General features: G+C 72.8%; 13 protein-coding genes. 6 read left to right on the plus strand and 7 right to left on the minus strand.

Features of this window, described 5'->3' with window-relative positions; translation table 11 throughout:
- Positions 1-99: 99 nt before the first annotated feature.
- Positions 100-624 carry a transcriptional regulator NrdR gene (gene nrdR, locus ACOJV9_RS13810; RefSeq protein WP_420185797.1) on the minus strand — a complete coding sequence of 175 codons (525 nt, stop codon included), beginning with the start codon at positions 622-624 and terminating at the stop codon, positions 100-102.
- 318 nt (positions 625-942) lie between these two features.
- Here nrdR and ACOJV9_RS13815 point away from each other — a divergent pair, with 318 nt between their 5' ends.
- Positions 943-1,455, plus strand: a complete 513-nt coding sequence (locus ACOJV9_RS13815; protein WP_420185798.1) for a hypothetical protein — start codon at positions 943-945, stop codon at positions 1,453-1,455.
- 56 nt (positions 1,456-1,511) lie between these two features.
- Positions 1,512-6,479 carry an nSTAND1 domain-containing NTPase gene (locus ACOJV9_RS13820; protein WP_420185799.1) on the plus strand — a complete coding sequence of 1,656 codons (4,968 nt, stop codon included), beginning with the start codon at positions 1,512-1,514 and terminating at the stop codon, positions 6,477-6,479.
- A gap of 133 nt (positions 6,480-6,612) precedes the next feature.
- On the opposite strand, the gene ACOJV9_RS13825 is transcribed toward ACOJV9_RS13820, so the two are convergent.
- Positions 6,613-7,131, minus strand: coding sequence for a hypothetical protein (locus ACOJV9_RS13825; RefSeq protein ID WP_420185800.1), 519 nt, complete (start codon positions 7,129-7,131; stop codon positions 6,613-6,615).
- 424 nt (positions 7,132-7,555) lie between these two features.
- Between ACOJV9_RS13825 and ACOJV9_RS13830 the strand changes: the two genes are divergently transcribed.
- A complete protein-coding gene (locus ACOJV9_RS13830; RefSeq protein ID WP_420185801.1) occupies positions 7,556-8,155 on the plus strand; it encodes a GNAT family N-acetyltransferase in 600 nt (199 codons plus the stop codon).
- A gap of 87 nt (positions 8,156-8,242) precedes the next feature.
- Positions 8,243-9,364, plus strand: coding sequence for a winged helix DNA-binding domain-containing protein (locus ACOJV9_RS13835; RefSeq protein ID WP_420185802.1), 1,122 nt, complete (start codon positions 8,243-8,245; stop codon positions 9,362-9,364).
- A gap of 172 nt (positions 9,365-9,536) precedes the next feature.
- On the opposite strand, the gene ACOJV9_RS13840 is transcribed toward ACOJV9_RS13835, so the two are convergent.
- Complete coding sequence (locus tag ACOJV9_RS13840) at positions 9,537-9,941, minus strand: LysM peptidoglycan-binding domain-containing protein (RefSeq protein WP_420185803.1); 405 nt, start codon at positions 9,939-9,941, stop codon at positions 9,537-9,539.
- Positions 9,942-10,125: 184 nt separating this feature from the next.
- On the opposite strand from ACOJV9_RS13840, the gene lexA reads away from it, so the two are divergent.
- Complete coding sequence (gene lexA, locus ACOJV9_RS13845; protein ID WP_420185804.1) at positions 10,126-10,875, plus strand: transcriptional repressor LexA; 750 nt, start codon at positions 10,126-10,128, stop codon at positions 10,873-10,875.
- An 18-nt stretch (positions 10,876-10,893) separates the two neighbouring features.
- Here lexA and ACOJV9_RS13850 read toward each other — a convergent pair whose 3' ends face one another.
- Together ACOJV9_RS13850 and ACOJV9_RS13855 are read right to left on the minus strand one after the other, a co-directional pair.
- Positions 10,894-11,769 (minus strand): Sir2 family NAD-dependent protein deacetylase, encoded by an 876-nt coding sequence (locus tag ACOJV9_RS13850; protein WP_420185805.1) that lies wholly within the window; start codon positions 11,767-11,769, stop codon positions 10,894-10,896.
- 66 nt (positions 11,770-11,835) lie between these two features.
- Positions 11,836-12,024 (minus strand): hypothetical protein, encoded by a 189-nt coding sequence (locus ACOJV9_RS13855; RefSeq protein ID WP_420185806.1) that lies wholly within the window; start codon positions 12,022-12,024, stop codon positions 11,836-11,838.
- 148 nt (positions 12,025-12,172) lie between these two features.
- Between ACOJV9_RS13855 and ACOJV9_RS13860 the strand changes: the two genes are divergently transcribed.
- The gene (locus ACOJV9_RS13860) at positions 12,173-13,111 is read left to right on the plus strand and encodes a LysR family transcriptional regulator (protein ID WP_420185807.1); all 939 of its coding nucleotides are present in this window, start codon (positions 12,173-12,175) and stop codon (positions 13,109-13,111) included.
- 1 nt (position 13,112) lies between these two features.
- On the opposite strand, the gene ACOJV9_RS13865 is transcribed toward ACOJV9_RS13860, so the two are convergent.
- Positions 13,113-15,491, minus strand: a complete 2,379-nt coding sequence (locus ACOJV9_RS13865) for a ComEC/Rec2 family competence protein (RefSeq protein ID WP_420185808.1) — start codon at positions 15,489-15,491, stop codon at positions 13,113-13,115.
- On the minus strand, positions 15,488-16,447 hold the full coding sequence (locus ACOJV9_RS13870; RefSeq protein WP_420185809.1) for a ComEA family DNA-binding protein: 960 nt from the start codon (positions 16,445-16,447) through the stop codon (positions 15,488-15,490). The genes ACOJV9_RS13865 and ACOJV9_RS13870 overlap by 4 nt, the downstream gene beginning before the upstream one ends.
- Positions 16,448-16,483 lie beyond the last annotated feature (36 nt).

Genomic DNA, 16,483 nt, shown 5'->3' on the forward strand with positions numbered 1-16,483 from the left:
GGCTGCGCCGGGCGATGATCTGATGCCATGTCTATCGCGCACCACTGACAGTGGTGCCGTGCCGATCTGGTGGTGCTGCTTCTGCTTTTCGTATGCCGGTCAGCGCGGACCGGAGGTGCTCTCACCCGGCGGGCCGGCCGGCGTTGACAGGCGTTCTTCGCTGTCATCCGTCATGGCCTCACGCTCGACGCGAAGCAGGGTGATCGCCTGCTCGAAGTCCTCGAGGCTGTCGAACGCCTGGTAGACGCTCGCGAACCGGAGGTAGGCGACCTCGTCGAGCGCCCGCAACGGCTCGAGGACGGCGAGGCCGACCTCGTGGGCGTCGATCTCGGCCTGGCCCGCGGTCCGGATCGACTCCTCGACCTGGTGCGCGAGCAGGGCCAGCTGGTCCTCGGTGACCGGTCGGCCCTGGCAGGCCTTGCGGACACCGACGAGCACCTTGGCCCGGCTGAACGGCTCGGTCACCCCGGAGCGCTTGACCACGGACAGGGCTGCGGACTCGAGCGTCGTGAAGCGCTTGCCGCACGCGGGGCACTGACGGCGGCGCCGGATGCTGGAGCCGTCGTCGGTGGCCCGCGAGTCCATGACCCGGGAGTCGGTGTGGCGGCAGAACGGGCAGTGCACGGACCGGCTCCTTCCGGGGGCCTGACAGCGCCTGCTTGGGGACGGCGCTGGGGACGGGCTGGGGACAACGTGTGGGTAACCCCGTTGCGCCTGTGAACCATATGTGGATGAACTACATCGGTGTAACCACTAGATGTAGTAGCCAGTATGCGCTGCTGTGACGTGCGCCGCAAGCCCTGCGGACGTGTCCTGCGTGTCTCGGCGTGTCGCCCCATGGCTGCGCGGCGCAGGGCATCGATCGGACCGCGACCCGATCGCGACCGGGGGTCGACAGGGTCCTTCTCACCAGCCCGACAGACCCAGCCACAGGAGACCGACATGTTCGTTCGCACACCGCTTCGCGCCCTCGCTGCCACCGCTCTCGCCGCCGGCGCCGTCATCGCCGCGACGCCGGCTCACGCGGCCGGCCCGACCCACACCGTCGAGTCCGTCGAGTTCACCCTCCCGGTCCACGGCGGGATGACCGAGGCCTGCGGCTTCCCCGTGAGCCTGCACGTCCACGGCACCTTCACCGTGGTCATGTGGACCGACGAGGAGGGAAACCCCACGCGGGAGATTCGCAACTACCGTTTCCGCAGCGACATCACCGCCAACGGGGTGACGATCCAGGGCACGTCCCGTGGCCCGGAGCTCATCACCTACACCGACGAGGACACCTTCACCGTCGCGGTCCACGGCGTCGTCAACCGGCGTGTCCCCGGTGCTGGGACGGTGACGCTCGCCTCCGGCCGTTCGGTCCTGGTCGTCGACGGTGAGTCCGAGACGGTCACCTTCCGGAGCGGTCCCGACGACGAGACCTTCGCCGACCTCTGCGACGCCTTCACGGCATAGGTCCGCGACTCACCAATTCGAGGACAGGCGGAACCGTGTCCCCTTATCGTCAGCACGTGGACTACAGCGTCCTCGGCCCGCTGCGCGTGAGCAACGGTCACGGACCGATCGAGATCCGTGGGGTCAAGGAGCGCACCCTTCTCGCCCACCTCGTCAGCGCGGGCGGTCGGCTGGTCCCGAGCAGCGACCTCATCGACTCGCTGTGGCAGGACGAGCCGCCGGCCAGCGCCGGCAAGTCGCTCCAGACGTTCGTGCTGCGGGTCCGCAACGCCCTCGAGCCAGAGCGGCAGGGCACCCCCCAGGTGCTCCTCACCGAGGGCCCGGGCTACCGTCTCGCGCTCGACCTCGGCACCGTCGACGCCGAGCGGTTCACCCGCCTCGTCACCGTCGGTCGCCGAGCCCTGGCGGACGGGCGACCGGAGAGCGCGAGCACCACGCTCGGCGAGGCGCTGTCGATGTGGCGCGGACCGGCATACGCCGGGTTCGGCCACGCCCGGTTCGCGCAGGCGGAGGCGCGGCGGCTCGAGGAGCTGCGACTGGCCGCCACCGAGGACCGGCTCAGCGCCGAGGTCGCCCTGGGGCACCTCGCCCTCGCCATCCCCGAGCTCGAGCAGCTCGTCGGTGCGCACCCGTTGCGGGAGCGGGCGTGGGAGATGCTCATGCTCGCGCTCTACCGCGACGGGCGGCAGGGCGAGGCGCTGACGACGTTCGAGCGCGCGCGCACCACGCTCGCGGACGAGCTGGGCGTCGACCCGGGAGCCGGCCTCAAAGCGCTGCACAGCCGAGTGCTCGCCCACGACCCGGCACTGCGGCCGACCACTCCTCGCCTCGCCCTGCCAGCGGAGCTGTCCGGCGCCCGGCCGCGCACCGTCGGCCGCGACACCGAGCTCGACCGGCTGCGCCAGGCATGGCAGCAGGCGCTGCGCTCCCCCGCGACGACCCTGCTCGTGCGCGGACCGGTCGGTGCCGGCGCCACGGCGCTGGCGGCGAACCTCGCTGCCGAGGTCGCGCGCAGCGGTGCCGAGGTCCGCTATGAGGCCGCCGACTCCCCCGCCGACGAGGCGCTCGTCGCGCCGGGCCGCCCGCTCCTCCTCGTCGCCGACCACGTCGAGGGCGGACGGCCGGCCACCATGACGCTGCGCCTCGGCGGCCCGCACGCGTCCACCGAGGGCGTCGACGAGGTGGTCGACCTGCTCCCCCTCGGCGCGGCGCACGTCCGCGAGGTGCTCGCCGACTACCTTCCCGCCGATGCCGTCGACGCGGCGCTGGAGCCGGTGCTCGCCCGGTCGCACGGGTGGCCCGGCGCGGTCCATGAGGCGGCCACCGTCCACGCGCGGGCCCACGCGACCCAGCGCGTCGGTGCCGCCGCCCGGCGCACCGACGAGAGCGGGATCTCCTTCGCGAGCGCTCGGGCCGACCTGGTCGACAGCGTGGTCGACCTGCGCGATGCAGCGCTGCCCTCGACGGTTGCCGACCCGGGGGTGTGCCCGTGGCGTGGTCTCGCGGCCTACGACGTGGAGGACGCGCGGTGGTATGCCGGCCGCGAACGTCTCGTGGCCGAGCTCGTCGCCCGCGTCGCGTCCTCTCGGGCGATCGCCGTCGTCGGGGCGTCCGGGTCGGGCAAGTCGTCCGCACTGCGAGCCGGACTCGTCGCCTCCCTCGCCGCCGATGTCCTGCCCGGCAGCGCGGCCTGGTCGGTCGTCGTCATGCGACCCGGTCCGCACCCGCTGCGTGAGCTGGCCAGAGCTGCGCTCGGACGCAGCCATGCCGACGTCGGCGACCTCCTCTCCCAGCTCGTCACCGCGGACGACTCGGCGGACACGCGCACCGTGCTCGTCGTCGACCAGCTCGAGGAGGTGTGGACGCTGTGCGACGACGAGCACGAGCGGCGACAGTTCCTCGACACGCTCGCGGAGCTGGCGACCGACGCGCGGTCGGACGTCACGGTCGTCGTCGCGCTCCGCGCCGACCGGACCGGGGAGCTCGCCGAGCACTCCGGCCTGGCGGCCCTCGTGGGTGATGCCACCGTGCTCGTCGGTGCCCCGACCCCGGCCGAGGTCCGGCGCACGATCGACCGTCCCGCCGCGGCGGCCGGCCTGGGCCTCGACGAAGGGCTGGCCGACACCATCGTCTCCGACGCCGGCGCGGAGCCCGGCCTGCTCCCGCTGCTGTCGACGTCGCTGACCCAGCTGTGGGAGCAGCGGGACGGGGCGAACCTGACGTACGCGGCATACGTGCGCACCGGCGGGCTGAGCGGCGCGATCGCGACGCTGGCGGAGGAGTGCTTCGACGACCTGACGTCCGGACAGCAGCAGAGCGCCCGGTCGCTGCTCCTGCGCCTCACCGGGCCGGGCGACGGCGCGGGGGTCACGCGGCGGCGCGTGCCGCTGGAAGAGCTGGATGCTCTGCCTGACAGGGGAATCCGGGCAGCGCTCGACACCCTCGCCGCAGCCCGGCTCCTCACGGTGACCGGTGGTCACGTCGAGGTCGCCCACGAGGCGCTCTTCCGTGAGTGGCCGCGGCTGCGCGGGTGGCTCGTCGAGGACGCCGCCGGCCGGGCGGTCCAGCGCCGGCTGGCGGTGGCCGCAGGCGAGTGGCACGCAGAGGGCCGGGAGCCCACCGGCCTCTGGTCGGGCACGCGGCTGGCCTCGGGGCTGGAGGTCGCCCAGGCACGCCCCGAGGAGCTCACGAGCGTCGAGCGGGACTTCCTCGACGCGAGCCAGGAGGCCACGGAACGTTCTCGGCGCGAGGTCGAGGAGCGGGCAGCCTCGACGGCTCGGCAGAACCGGCGCCTGCGGTGGCTCGTCATGGCCATCGCGGCCGTGCTCGTGGCAGCGCTCGTCGCCGGCCTGCTCGCGTGGCGGTCGCGCCAGGAGGCCGCCGCCAACGCGGTGAGCGCCGACGCCCGCCGGCTCGCGGCGACGTCGCTCAACATGGACTACCCCGACACCGCCCTGCTCACCGCCATCGAGGCGACGAAGCTCGAGCAGAGCCCCGAGACCTACGGCGGGCTGCTCACGCTGCTGGCGCGCCAGCCGTCCGTCGTGCACCGCGTCCGCACGCCGAACCGCTTCCTGCGCAACGCGGTCAGTCCCGATGGCAGCACGGTCTACGTGAGCGAGAACGAGGGACGGCTGTGGGCGATCGACGCCGAGACCGGCGATACGAAGTGGTTGGTCGACACCCCCGAAGGCGGACAGATCGCCAACCTCAGCGTCACGCCCGACGGCTTCGGCATCCTGGGCACGCTCGGTCGCGAGCCCACCTCCGTCCTCACCCGCTTCGACGCGCGCGACGGCTCGGTGGTCTGGGAGCTCTCGTCCGCCGCCCTTCCCGCCGACCCCGCAGCCAAAGGCGCGCCGTACCTGCACTGGGGCGGCTTCGACGGCTCGGGAACCTTCCACGTCCAGACCGACACACGGCTGTATGCCGTCGACCCTGCGACCGGGACGGTCCGCGGCTCGGTGGCGTGGCCGGCATACAGCAAGGCGGCGATGGAGAACCTCGTCATCTGGCCCGACGGCCGAGCCAGCCGCGGTGCCGGGTTCGAGCCGGACTCGGGCAGCGTCGTCATCGACACGCGCGGTGTGCGCGCTCCTGCGCGGGTCACCGGCGAGATCCTCGCCGCCTCCCCCGAGGGCGACCGGGCAGCGGTTGTCAGGCGGAGCGCCTCCGGCGACACCGTGACGCTTCTCGACACGGCGACCCTCAAGCCCGCCGGGTCCGCGGTTCCGCTCGACGGGGACCCCCGCTCCGGGCGGTGGAGCCGCGACGGCACGACGCTGGCCGTGAGCAGTGACGAGGCCGTCAACGTGTACGACACCGCGACGATGGACCAGCTGCACCGGCTCGAGGGGCACAAGGGCACCGTGCTCGGTGTCGCGTTCGCCGGCCGCGAGGAGGACCTCCTGTGGACGGCGGGCCGCGACGGCACGGCAGTCGGGTTCGACCTCTCCGGGACGAGGACCATCATCAGCGACGGGCCGATCGAGGCCAGGGTCTACGCCGGCGAGGCGCCCGTGACGGGGGAGGTCGGCGCCTCGGTCCACTTCTACGACGACAGACCCAACACGGCCGAGCTCGTCGACCTCTCCTCGGGGAAGAAGGTCGCCGACCTTCCCCTGCCCGACGCCGAGACGTGCGAGTGCCAGGTGACGACTGTGGCGATGGCGCCCGACGGCCGAACGGCGCTGGTGTCGGCGATGTGGTTCACCGAGGACTTCGACCTGGTCGAGGACAAGGGGGCGCTGCACCTCTGGGACGTGGCATCGAGGCGGCAGGTCGGCGTCGTCGCCCTGCCCGAGCCGGGGTTCTCGGTCGACGTGTCGTCCGACGGGAAGCGCGCCGTGGCCAACGGCGCACACGGTGTCATGTCCGTCGACCTCCGCGAGAGGCGCGTCACCGGGCACCTGCGCGACCTCGATCCGGAGCGGATGAACGGCGACCAGGTGCCCCAGATCGCCCTCTCACCCGACGGGCGGTTGGCCGCCGTGGCGCGCGTCGACGCACTCGTGCTCGTCGACGTCGCGACGATGCGTGAGGTGCGTCGACTCGGGAAGCTCACGACGCAGAAGGTCCAGGTGGGCGCCGTGACGTGGAGCAAGGACGGCAAGACGATCATCGCGGGCGACTTCGCCGGCTGGGTGCGCTTCCTCGACGCCGAGACCCTGAAGCCCGCAGCGCCCAAGCGTCTCATCGCCGCCGGGTTCGTCATCGGTGCGACCGTCAGCCCGGACGGCAGCGTGCTAGCCACGCTGGGTACGGACGGTGACCTCACGCTCTGGGACATGACGACGTGGCGGCCCTACGGCAAGCCGGTGGTCGACGAGCAGGCGTGGGGGTTCGTCCACTTCCCCGACGCCGAGCACGTCCAGGTGCTCTACGACTCCAGCCGCCGGGTGCGGCTCAGCGTCGACCGCGAGGAGTGGGTGGCGGCGGCGTGCTCGGCGGCCAACCGCAACCTCACCGCCGACGAGGCCGCGATCGTCCTGCCCGGCCGTCCGGTCCCCCGGACCTGCCCCTGACGCAGCACCTACTGCACAGGAAGGCGTGTGACCACGCCCCTTCCTGTGCAGTAGGCGGCGGGGAAGGGTCCGACAGGCCGACGTATGCCGTCCGCTCGTGGGAAGCGGACGGCATACGCGGGTGGGCGGTCGGTCAGAGACCGGGGCCCTGGGAGCGGAGCTTGTCGACCTCGCTCATGGCCTCGCGGAGCTGGCCGAGCCACTCGTCGGCGTGCTGGCCGACGAGGCGGACCGACCAGGCAAGGGCGTCGCTGCGGGAGCGGGCGACACCGGCGTCGACAAGGGTGTCGAGCACCTGCCGCTCCGGCTGACGCAACCGCGTCATGACCGGTGCGGCGAGGTGGGTGAAGAGCGCCTCGGTGCTGCCGAGGCGCACGCCCCAGGACACCTTGCGCTCGTAGCGCGCCTCGGCCTCGCGGGCGATCTCGATGCGCCGGTCCTTGGTGTCGCTGCGCCAGCGGCTGATGCGACCCTCGGCCTCGGCACCCTCGAGCGTCTCGTCGGGCAGAGTGCCGATGACGGTGATCTCGTCGCGGTCGATGCGGATGTCGACCTCGGTGAACCAGTCGTCGGGCAGACGCCCGGTGAACCAGTCGCGCGCGTCGTCGGCGCGGGGGACGTCGGCCTGCTGCCAGCCGCCGGGCCGGCCCATGCCGCGCCCGCCTCTGCCGTGACCGCCCGGTCCTCGTCGCGGCGTGCCGCGCCGGTCCTGGCGCTCCGCCCTGGGGCTGGTGGTGCTGTCTGTGTCGTGGGCCCTCATGGTGAACCTGCCTCCTCGCGTTGCACTGCTTACATGATTACACAACTGCACGCGCAGCAAACGTGTTCCCGCCCGACCCGATCGGGTTCGCGAACCTTGCTGGGGCTCGCGAGCCGGATCGATCAGGGCCACGAGCACCACAGCGGTTCGCGAGCCGCTTCGGACGACGGCGGCTCGCCCACGACGGTGTTGAAGCCTGTTCGCAGCGGCTCAGCTTCGTCAGCGAGATCGTGCTCACTGCCGACGACGGCCTCGTGACTCACGCACGCAGCGATGTGCTGCGCGCGCTGTCGGCCGTCGGCGCCACCATGGGTCCATGACCACCGAGCCCGTGTGGGAGACGCACCCGGTCACCCCCGACCGCTTCGAGGACTTCGCCGACGTCGTCAACCGCAACCGTCGCGCCACCCACTGCTGGTGCCTGTCGCACCGTCTCACCACGGCCGAGATCACCGAGCTCGGCGGCGACGGCCCGCACCAGCGCGAGCTGGCGATGCGCGCCCTCTGCGAGCGGGAGCACCCGCCCGGCGTCGTCACCTACCTGGACGGCACGCCGGTGGGCTGGTGCAACATCGGCCCGCGCTCCGAGATCCCCCGGCTCCACCGCTCGAAGCTCATCCGGCCCACCGACGACCTACCGGTGTGGAGCATCGTCTGCATCGTCGTCCGCAGTGGCTACCGCAGGCGTGGGGTGACGCGGCACCTCATCGACGGAGCGGTCAACCACGCCGCGGCGCACGGGGCACCCGCGGTCGAGTCGCACCCCGTCGACCCTCCGGGCCGGATGGACCTCACCATGGCGTTCGTCGGGACGAGGGCGATGTTCGAACGCTCCGGGTTCGAGGTGGTCGGCACGACCGACGCGACGGCGAGCAGGATGCCGCGCCTCACGATGCGACGGACGCTGGCGTCATGAACCCTGCGCGCTGCGCGCCTTCAGCACGGCCGCCTCGGTCGCGAGGTGGCGCTCGGTGAGCCTGCGGAAGAACCCGGGGACCGCCGGATGACCCGAACCGTGTCCCGCGACTGGGTGGTCCGACGACGGCTCGCCGTCCAACGCCTCTCGTCCGCTCCGCTCCCCCACGCCGCCGACGCGGTCCGGCTCCTCACCTGCGTCCAGAGTCAGGACGCACCGCTCGCGGCTCATTCGCTCGCGATGCGTTCCAGGACGACGTCGTATGCCGGTGTGCTGGACGCGCAGTCGGCCGGCGGCTGGGTGCGCACGCACATCCTGCGACCCACCTGGCACCACGTCGCACCCGAGGACCTGCGCTGGATCCAGTCACTCACGGGCGCCAAGGTGGAGGCATCGGCCGCCTCGCGACAGCGCCAGCTCGGAGTCACTCCCGAGGTCAGGGAGCGGGGCATCGAGCTGCTGCGCACGCTGCTGGTCGACGGCCGCTCCATGACCCGCCGGGAGCTCGGGCCCGCGTTCGCCGCGGCCGGGCTGCCCGGGCCCGGGGAGGCGATGGCGCACCAGCTCATCGTGGCGGAGGTGCGATCGGTCATCTGCTCGGGACCTCCTCGGGGCGCCGAGCACACCTACGCCCTCGTGGACGGGCTCGTGGCTCCCGCCGCGTCCGACTCCTGGTCCCGCGCACGAGCGGCGGTCGAGCTGACCCACCGCTTCTACGCCGGTCACGGCCCTGCCTCCGAGCGCGACCTGCAGCGGTGGAGCGGGCTGACGCTCAGCGAGATCCGTTCCGCCACAGCGGAGCTGACGACCTCGCCCTCCCTGCTCGCGTCACACCCCCTCGAGCAGGTCAGCTGCCAGGACGAGACGTTGTGGTTCGACCCCTCGGTGACGTCGCGCACGACGCGGGAGCACACGGCATACCTACTGTCGACCTTCGACGAGGCGGCGTTGACCTATCCGAGGACCGGGTTCCTGCGCCGCAACCAGCAGGCGGACCGGACGCGTCTGGTCTCCGAGGCCGGCGGCGGCATCGTCGTCGTCGGAGCCCACGACGTCGGCACGTTCAACCGCAAGCTCGAGCAGCGACGGGCCATCGTGACGGTGCGGCCAGACGTCGACCTCACCCCGGCAGAACGTGACGGGATCGCGGAGGCGGCCGAGCTCCTCGCGTCATTCCACGAGCGCACGCTCGAGCTCGTCTTCGGCTGAGCCTCGAGTGCCGGCGGTGGTGGAGACCCCCGGGCACGCCAAAGGGCGCCCCGCACAACAAAGGCGGGGCGCCCTCCGTGCTGAGTCGGCGAGGGGTCGAGGCTCTGCCATGGACTCAGGACCGAGCCGGGGTCGAAGCGGCTCGGAGCGTGCGGTCGTCATCGCGCGGGCATCAGCCCTGCGGAATGACGATCTGCTGGCCGGCGCGGACCTGGGCGGAGCCGAGACCGTTGACCAGCCGGAGCTCGGCGACGGCAGAGGCGATCGACGAGCCACCCATGTACTCGGCCGCGATCTGGGACAGGGTCTGACCCTGCTCGACCGTGACGCGCTCGGGGCCCAAGGTCGCTGACGCTCCACCGGTCAGGCCGACGAACGCTACGACCAGCGCGACGAGCAGGACCGAGCTCGTGAGCGCGAGGCGGCCGGTGCGGGTGAGGCGGAGGGCCGGACGCGGCGCCACCGGGACGGCCGCACCGGTGGGCACGAGGACGAGGCGCGGACGCTCCGGGCGACGCACCGGACGCGGGACGGCATACCCGCCCGTGGTGCCGTCGAGGGCAGCTGCTGCACTCATGAAGTCCTCCTGGGTCGAAAGGACGTTCGATAGAACGTCTGTACGATGTCTAGCACGGATGTTCGAACGATTCAAGACACGCGTCGAACAGGTGTTTGATCCGCCTGCACGAACTCCGTACGCTGTGGTCATGTCAGGAAGCCAATCAGGCCCCACTGACACCACTGGTTTCAGAGGAGACGAGATGAGCGACAAGAGCCGCCAGGACGCCGACGCCGACGTCCACCAGCTGCCGGACCGTGACCCGGGTGACGGCACGCTCACGGTGCGTCAGCGCAAGGTTCTCGACGTCATCCGCAACTCCGTCGACCGCCGCGGGTACCCGCCGAGCATGCGCGAGATCGGCCAAGCCGTGGGCCTGACGTCGCCCAGCTCGGTGTCGCACCAGCTGCACGCCCTCGAGAAGAAGGGCTACCTGCGCCGGGACCCGAACCGGCCTCGCGCCATCGAGGTCGTCTCCCCCGACACCCCGAGCGACATCCGCGGCTACCGCGGTGGGGCCGCGCCCGACGACGTCGACGCCGAGCTCGACCCGACCGGCAGTGGCGACCTCCGGCCGGAGGCGAGTTACGTCCCGGTGCTCGGGTCGATCGCGGCCGGTGTGCCGATCCTCGCCGAGGAGTCGGTCGAGGAGGTCTTCCCGCTGCCCAAGCAGATCGTCGGCGAGGGCTCGCTCTTCCTGCTCAAGGTCGTCGGCGACTCGATGATCGACGCGGCCATCTGCGACGGCGACTGGGTCGTCGTCCGCCAGCAGCCCACCGCCGACAACGGGGACATCGTCGCCGCGATGCTCGACAACGAGGCGACGGTCAAGACGTTCAAGCGCAAGGACGGCAAGGTGTGGCTGCTGCCGCACAACCCGGCGTTCGACCCGATCGACGGTGACCACGCCACGGTCCTCGGCAAGGTCACCGCGGTCCTGCGCCGGATCTGAGCGTCGGTCCGCCTGCCCTCACGCCACCTGGGTCTCGACCGCGCGGGTCAGCGCCGCCAGGGTGACGCCGAGCGGTGCATCGATACGGTGCGTCGTCTCGGCGTCCCCCCGCGTGGGGCCCCTGGTGATGACGACGACGGGTATGCCGCGTGCCGCCGCCCGGCGCACGAACCGGTAGCCGCTCATCACCTTGAGCGAGGACCCGAGGACCACGAGGGCGCTCGCCTCCTCGGTGAGGGCATAGCAGCGCTCGACGCGCGGCTTGGGCACGGCTCCACCGAAGAAGACGACGTCGGGCTTGAGGGTGTCGGCGCCGCAGGCGAGGCAGCGTGGGGTGGCGAACGCGGTCACGGCCTCGTCGGCGAGGACGATGTCGCCGTCGGGACGGATCTGGCTGCTGACCTGGGACCCGTCGACGACGGACCCGAGGGCGCGCGAGGCGAACCCCGGGTTGACGTCGTCCATCAGCGCCTGGAGCAGGCCGCGGTCGAGACGGCTCTCGCAGGTGAGGCAGACGACCTCCCCCAGCGAACCGTGGAGCTCGAGAACCTCCCGGGTGCCGGCGTCCTGGTGCAGCCCGTCGACGTTCTGGGTGATGACCGGTCCGAGGGCGCCGGCGCGCTGGAGCTCGGTGACCGCGAGGTGACCCTCGTTGGGCTCGGCAGCACTGAACCGCTGCCACCCGATGAAGCTGCGCGCCCAGTAGCGCTGGCGTGCCTCACTCGTGGCGGTGAACTCCTGGTGCGACATCGGCGTCACCCGGCGGTTGCCGTCGGGTCCACGGTAGTCAGGGATGCCGCTCTCGGTCGACATGCCGGCTCCGCTGAGCACGAGCGCCGGCCCCGTCGCGCGCAGGAGCGCCGCGACCTCGCCCACCGACACCTCTGAACTCACCCGGCCATCGTAGGTGCTGGCCCTGTCGCCCCTGCGCCGACGAGGTCAGGCCCTGAGCGGGGGGACTCACTCGCCGGGGCAGGCACCTTGGTGCACCAGGGCGGCCGTCACCATCCAGCGCCAGTCCACCGCGGTGGCACCCGCGTAGGCGCCGGCACCGCACTGGCACTTCCAGTGCCAACGGCCGAGGCCGTCGCAGGTGACGTCCGGGTGGTGGCTTCGGCGGGCCGTCCGCCGACGGTTCGTGGACCTCATGCTGGGGAGGAGGAGCCGACTCATGCCCAGATACACCGCTGGATGCGGCGAGGTCCGGGACGGAGCGTCCCTGCTCGCCGGATCGGGCGACATCAGGCATCGAGCGACGGTGGCGGCACTCGATAACTTCTGGTTATAGAATTCCTGCATGATCGACGCTGCAGGACTCCGGGTCATGCGGGCCATCGCCGACGAAGGCAGCTTCACGGCGGCGGCGCTCTCGCTCGGCTACTCCCAGCCCGCCATCTCGCAGATGGTCCGGCGCCTCGAGACGCGCACGGGCACGACGCTCGTCGAGCGGGTGGGCCGCAGCGTCCGCCTCACCGAGGCCGGTGCGGTCCTCGCGCGGCACGCCGGTCCGGTGCTGTCCGCGCTCGACGCCGCCGAGGAGGAGGTCGCCGCCATCGCCGGGCTGCGCTCGGGCCGGGTCCGGCTCATGGCCTTCCCGTCCGCGTCGGCGACGTTGGTCCCCAAGGCCCTGGCCAGGGTCAAGGCCAAGCACCCCGGTGTCTCGATCACCTTCAGCGAGGCCGAGCCCCGTGAGTCGCTGGCCGCGTTGCGCGCCGGTGAGTGCGACCTCGCCGTCGCCTTCGTCTACGAGGGCACCGACCTCGGGCGTGGCGAGGAGGACCTCGAGGCCTTCGTCACCACTCCCCTTCTCGACGACGAGGTGCTGCTGGCCGTCCCCCGCACCCACGCACTGGCCGGCTCGAGCCAGGTCGACATGGCAGCGCTGCAGGACGAGACCTGGATCGCGGGCTGCCCGCGCTGCCGTGGCCACCTGCTGCAGCTCGCAAGCACTGCGGGCTACGTGCCCGACGTGGCCTACGAGACCGAGGACTACGTCGCGGTGATGGGGCTCATCGCCGAAGGGCTCGGCATCGCCGTCATCCCCGACCTTATCCTCAGGACCGTCCACCACGAGGACGTCACCGCCCTGCCGATGACACCGGCCTCGCGTCGCCACATCGTCGCCGTCACCACCCCGGACCTCCAGCGCGTCCCGGCCGTCAGGGCCACGCTCGACGCGCTCGTCGAGAGCGCCGAGGCTGCGACGCACAGGGCGTCCTCGGCCTCGGTGCGCTGAGTCACCGCTGGGTGACCACCTCGATCCGGCCGTCCCGCTCGACGAGGGCGATGTGCCCCCGTTGGTCGGTGCGGTGCACGGCATACCCGTTGCCGCTCATCATCGCCAGGTGCGTGGCGGTCGGGTGCCCGTAGTCGTTGTCCTTGCCGACGCTGACGACGGCGAGCGGTGCGCGCACCGCCGCCATGAGGCCCGCGTCGAGGTTGGCGCTGCCATGGTGGGGCGTCTTGACGACGTCGAAGGCCTCCGCGGCAGCGGCCATGGCGGGGTCACGACGCAGGCGGAGGAGCAGGTCGTGCGCCGACTCGCGCTCGACGTCGCCGAGCAGCAGGGCGTCGACCTCGCCGACATGGACGGCGAGCACGACGCTCGCGTTGTTGGGCACCGACCCGGCCGCGATGCGCCGCACCGGCGCCCACACCTCTGCGGTCACCTCGCCGAGGGCGAGCCGGTCGCCCGCCGCCAGGCCGGACACCGGTATGCCGCGTGCCCCCGCCCACGCCGTCACCTCGCCGACCTGGTGGGCCGGCTCCGGGACCGGTGACGTCAGCACCTGCCCCACGGTCCTGCCACCGAGGACGCCTGGCAGCCCCTCGACGTGGTCGGCATGGAAGTGCGTGAGGACCACCGCGTCCACGACGTCGATCCCGACCGAGTCGAGGCAGCCGTCGACCAGTGGCGGGTCCGGACCGGCGTCCACGACGAGCGCGCGGCCCGGTCCGGTGCGAACGACGGCGGCATCGCCCTGACCGACGTCGCAGAACACCACGCGCCACCCCTCCGCGGGCCAGGTGACGACCCGTGTCGGGATCGTCATCGCCGCGGTGAGGGCGAGCACCCCCAGCGCGAGCACCGGGCGGAGCAGGACCACCCGGGCCCACCACCGCCCCGACAGGATGACGAGCACCGTTACCCCAGCGAGCAGCAGCGCCCCGCGGGCACCGTCGGGCCACGGCATCGTGCCACCCGGCACCTCGGCCATGACGCGTGCCGTCCTCGTGATGCCGAGCGTGGGCAGGGCGCCGAGCCAGCCGAGGAGCTCTGCCGGTCGGTCGGCCACCACGGACACGATGGCGGCACTGACGCCGGCGATGGTCGCCGGAGCGACGAGCGGCGCGGCCACGAGGTTGGCCACGACGCCGACGACGCTCACCGATCCCTGCAGGAGGACGACGAGGGGTGCACACATCGCCTGTGCCGCAACGGGTATGGCGATGGCGGGACCAAGGAGGGCGAGCCGTGCGGGCAGGTGCCTCGCGATGGCGTCACCCCACGGACGGGTGAACAGGAGCAGCCCGAGCGTCGCCAGCGCGGAGAGTGCGAACCCGAACGAGCGCGCCATCCACGGGTCGACGACCAGCACGACGACGATCGCCCCGGCCAGGACGGGGATGCCGGCTCGACGCCGTGACCTGCTCGCGCCGAGCAGCCCGATGAGGCCCATCGCTGCGGCCCGCACGACGCTCGGCTCGGGCCGGGCCAGGATGACGAAGCCGACGATCGCGAGCGCGACGACGACGGGGCGCCACCGGCGCCTCACACCCAGCAGGACGCACAGCCCGAGGACCATGCCACCGACGACGGCGATGTTGGACCCCGAGACTGCCGTCAAGTGCGTCATGCCGGTGGCGCGCATCGCCTCGGTAAGGTCCGGCGGGGTGCGGGTGGTGTCACCGATGACGAGCCCGGGCAGCAGGCCCCGCGCGTCGGCCGGCGTGGGGTCCACCGCGCGCCGCAGCCCCGCCCTCAGGTGCTCGGCGACGCGGGCCACCGGACCGGCCGGCTCCACGACGACGATTTCGGAGGCCCGGAGCACCGCCACGTCGGCGGCACCGGGCTGGGGCGGCCCGAGCCGGCCACGGAACCGCACGCGGTCGTGCCACCGCAGGTCGAGGAGCGCGTCGTCACCGCGCACCGCCACCGGGGCGTGGGCAGCGGTGGTCCGCCCCCTGCCCGTCACCTCGTGGGCCGAGGCGCGGAGCATGACGACCGGCTCCCGGCCGCCCTGCGCTTGGGGCGTGTAGGGGTCGGAGGTCACCGTCGCCTCGAGGGTCACCACCGCTCGGGCGAGGGTGAGGGCGTCGAGGTCACCGGTGGCGCGTAGGGCGTGCTGCCCACTGCCCGCCACCTGGAGCAGCAGGACCACGCCGAGCACGAGCAGCAGGCCGCGCCACCACCGGCGGCGGCGCACGGCGGTCACCGATGAGCCCACGGCGACGGCCAGCGCAAGGACGGCACAGAGCACCCATCGCGGCACCTCCGCCCAGGTGAGTGTGGTCGCAAGCAGCGCCCAGCCGACCAGCGCCGGGACGAGCATGCGGACGTCGGTGCGGTGCACGACCTCGCGCCGCCACTCCTCACCGGCGACCCGCTCGCTCACAGGGTGACCTTGGGCGTGAGCTGTGAGAGGAGCTTGTCACCGATGCCGCTCACCTCACCGAGCTCCTCGACGCTGGTGAACCGGCCGTGCTCGGTGCGCCAGTCGAGGATTCGCTGGGCCAGCACGGGGCCGACCCCCGGGAGGGTGTCGAGCGCGGACAGGTCCGCCGAGTTGAGCGCCACCAGGCCACCGGCACCAGCACCCCCGCCGCCGACACCGGTCGCCCCACCCGCCGACCCCGCACCGGCACCCGGGCCGCCGACCGATGCCCCCGGCCGGGCGGGCTCCCCGGGTCGAGGGACGTGGACCTGCTCGCCGTCGAGGACGAGCCGGGCGAGGTTGACCGCCGACAGGTCCGCCCCTCGCGTGGCGCCACCGGCGGCCCGGACCGCGTCGGCGATCCGGGCTCCCGGCGACAGGCGGTAGACGCCCGCCGACGCCACCTGACCGACGACGTGCACGACGACGACACCGGCCGGGCCGGTGGGGACGGGCGCAGCAGTGGCCCCAGCGGTCGGGGACGCAGCAGCGGACGGCGCCCCACCCGTCGCCGAGACACCCGGAGCAGCGCGAGACAGCGTCGCCGTCCCCCGGCTGACACCGCTCGGTGCAGCGGTGCCCCTGTCGCCTCCCGTGACGGGCTCCCCACCCGACCCGGCGAGCCAGACCCGGACCCCGAACACCGCGGCCACGAGGACGACGACGGCCAGCACCGCCAGGCCCGCGGACCGGGTGGGCGCCCACCGGGCGCCACGCAGGCTGGTCGGGAGCTCGAGCACCGGACCGCGCGCCAGCTCGATGGGACGGTGCCGTCCGCGCCCCTCGTCAGGACCCGGTCCGTCCGCTGCCGACCGGGCGGCGAGCTCGTCCGGTCCCGCCCGAGGGCGCTCGGCACCCGCGCGCACCCGCGCGAGAGCGCGAGGTGAGACGGGCTCGGGGTGGCGGCGCAACGGCATACGGCGACGCTAGGAAGTCCCGGACCCCTCCCCAAG

Origin of the sequence: Knoellia terrae, assembly GCF_048606435.1 — a bacterium.
In the GTDB taxonomy this organism is placed as follows: domain Bacteria; phylum Actinomycetota; class Actinomycetes; order Actinomycetales; family Dermatophilaceae; genus Knoellia; species Knoellia terrae.